This is a genomic window from Mesorhizobium sp. (assembly GCF_005063415.1).
Taxonomy (GTDB): domain Bacteria; phylum Pseudomonadota; class Alphaproteobacteria; order Rhizobiales; family Rhizobiaceae; genus Mesorhizobium.
Window position 1 is genome coordinate 5,897 of the sequence record NZ_SUEG01000007.1, and the last position, 2,983, is coordinate 8,879.

The window sequence follows — 2,983 nt, forward strand, 5'->3', positions numbered from 1 at the left end:
TTTTGGCCCGCGCCGTCGCCGACGACGATAATGTTGTCGTCGGTGTCCCACCTGGCGTCGCCTTCCGCCGTCGGCAGAGGATTGGCGCCCTGCTTGAGGATGATGGTGTCGATGACCGGCGCACCGCTCGCCCGCAAGAAGCCGACCATGCGCCAGTTGCCGGAGCCGAGAGACTGCATCAGGGCAGTGTCGCCCGCCGCTACTGCCAAGTCGGCGGCACCCGGCAGGATCATGCTGGTTGCATTGTAGGTCAGCGTCAGCGGTGCGGCGAATGTCAGACGGCGAACGGCCCCGTCAGGAGCCGAGCCGAAGGACGAGATCGCGGACGTGCCGGTGATGCGGACATTGATGCCAGTGGCATCACCAAGATCCGTTGTCGCCGCGCTGGCAATGTCGGCGGACATCGCCGACAGATTGTCGGCGGCATCGATCAGGCTCGACGCGCCGGTACCGCCACGGTCGATGTCGATCAGGCCGTCATTGTTGGCGTCATAGATGGCCTTGGCCATCATGCCATAGCCGCCGACATCAACACCGGACAGGATGTCGGTCACAGCCATGCCGAGATAGAGCTGCAGGACCGTCTTCACCAACTCCGGGTCGGCGGGATCAAGCGTCGACAGGTCGACGCCGGAGCCGATCAGCACGACGCGCAGGTTGGCGATGATGCGGTTCCAGTCGTCGGCGGTCAGCTTGGTCGAATCGCCGTAGGAAAGGCCGTTCCTCGCCCACGAGAAGCCGTCGACATGGGCGGTCTCCAGGCCAGGCGGCGCCGTCAGTTTCTTGACGACATCGAGGATGCCGAACAGATCAGGTGCAGCCATTACTTCAATCCGTCGAATGAGGAGGAGGGTCTATCGGCCACAGGCCGCAAGCCCGACCGGGCGTCGCGCCAAGTGGCGCGCCCGGCCGGAGGGCCAGCCGCCGACAGGCGGCGATGCGGCCCGTGAGGCGAAATCAAGTTTTTATAATATACAGCACCGCCCGGTTGCGCGGCCGCGTCTCGGCATCGCCGGTCACGACGTTGACGATGTCGACATAAGGGTTGGAGCCGCCGCCCGGATCGAAATCGCCGGTGACGATGCGCTCGCCAGTCTTCGACGCACGGACAAAACCCACCTCCGACGGATTGGTTGCCGGCGGCTGGCCGACACCGGCCTGCTGAAGGGTGACGGGATTGCCGGTCGCCGGATCGACGCGCTGGACGGTGTCGTTCTGCGGCCGCGCCGTCGCATAGTCCTGCCAGGTGCCGAAGGCGCGCCCGGCGTCGATTCCTCGCCCGTCGTCAAAGCCGCGCAGGAATTCACCGCGGAAGTCGGGCACGTTGAAGGTGGTAACCGCATCGCCGGCGCCCCAACTGGTGCCGATTGCCGCGAACAGATCGGCATAGGTGACGCGGCTGACGGCCTGGCCGTTGCATTTCAGCCACCCCGTCGGCGCCCCAGCGGCCGCGAACATCGAGATAGAACCGGGCGGAACTTCGATCGACGGGCTTTCACCGGCAACAATGGACGCGATCAGCGCCTGCAGGGCCTGCCACAGCTGCGTCGGATCGTTCGGGTCGGGCGTCAGTCCGGCCTCGGTGATCACCTTCAGGATCTCGTCCTGTGTGTCGTTCAGCACCTTCGCCGGAGGGATCGAGCCGTCGAGCCCGGCCGGCTTGTTCTCGTCCCAATAGGGAATGCGCGACGTCGAGGGCGGCGCGTTACGAGGATTGACGAATTTCATGAGTTCACCCTTTTCAGGCCGAGAAGATAACGGTGGTCCACGCCGGCTTAAGCGCGTTGAACAGGCAGACCAGGTCGTCGGGCAGGCCGAGCTTGCCGAGCGGCGTTTCGCCCATGCGGCCGACGCCCATGCGGAAATGGTCGACCGACACGCCGGGCACCTTGACGATCCAGACATATTCGGACGGGTAGCCGCCGCCGAGCGCTTCTGTGCCGCCCATGGCCGAGCCGCCCATGCGGAACGGCGTCGGCTCCTCGATCGAGATCGCGTAGCCGGCATCGGCTGCGAGCTTGATGAAGTCCGCCGGCGTGATGGTGCCGCCGGAGCGGATCTTGAGCAGCAGCGAGCGCATGCGCGCATCGATCGTCTGGTCCGGCCCAAGACACGGGTCGGGCAGACCGTATTCGATTTCCCAGTCGTCGAGCGAATTGACCAGCGTGACCGCTGTCGATTCGAGCGTGACGCCAAACAGCGCCCGGTAGGCGTCGGCGAAGGCCGATCCGATCACCCGCCAGAAGCGCGCCAGAACCGACAAGGGATCAAGCGCCTGGTTGTCTGATGTGCCCCATGCCGCACCCTTCGGCAGCAGCGCGGTCAGAAACCATTCGGCCGTCTCATCGGAGGGATCGGACAGGACGTCGCCTTGTGGCGGCGGGCCAATGAACGGATCATCCGGGGCGAAGTGGAAGAAGGCAAGCTCGTCTTCGCCGGAATAGCGCGGCCATCTGTAGCCGTTAGGAATGGGCGCGGCGTCAGACATAGCTGATAGTGTCCAAAACAGGCATCTCGCCGCCGACATAGGTGATGTCGCCGGACGGATCGATCAGAAAATGCCGATCCTCGCCAACGGCAAGGCTGATCGCCTCCGAAATCCATGAACGCGACAAAGTGAACGGCGCCGAGGCGACACCCGGCCGGGCGCGCCTGACCAGCATGGCAGCGATCGAGGCTGATATCGCTGCGCGCGTCTGCACCGTGTCGACGGCAAGGCTGGCGATGGTGATGGTGAGCGGCGCCGGGACGGGTGCCGCGACCGACAGGCCGGCCCGGATCAGGCGGCGCGCCTCCAGCGCATCCTGCACCAAAGCGATGTCGCCTGCCTCCGGAATGCCATTCTCGCGGCCTTCGAACAGAAACCAGACGCCGACCGTGCCGGGCGCGTCGGCGAAAGGAAACGCCCATGCCTGGATGACGCCTGGCACGGCACGGGCGAACTGCTCGTAATCCGAATAGGCGCCGCCCTGCGGCGGCCGCC

General features: G+C 65.5%; 3 protein-coding genes and 1 pseudogene. All 4 read right to left on the reverse strand.

The window, feature by feature from the left end; all coding sequences use genetic code 11:
• Nucleotides 1-824: pseudogene (locus tag E5W70_RS03595) on the reverse strand (hypothetical protein); the annotation flags it as partial.
• A gap of 133 nt (nt 825-957) precedes the next feature.
• On the reverse strand, nt 958-1,728 hold the full coding sequence (locus tag E5W70_RS03600) for a phage tail protein (RefSeq protein WP_292654046.1): 771 nt from the start codon (nt 1,726-1,728) through the stop codon (nt 958-960).
• 13 nt (nt 1,729-1,741) lie between these two features.
• A complete protein-coding gene (locus E5W70_RS03605; protein ID WP_292654047.1) occupies nt 1,742-2,488 on the reverse strand; it encodes a putative phage tail protein in 747 nt (248 codons plus the stop codon).
• The coding region (locus E5W70_RS03610) for a baseplate J/gp47 family protein (protein ID WP_292654048.1) at nt 2,481-2,983 on the reverse strand (503 nt) is incomplete at its 5' end. The genes E5W70_RS03610 and E5W70_RS03605, both read right to left, overlap by 8 nt.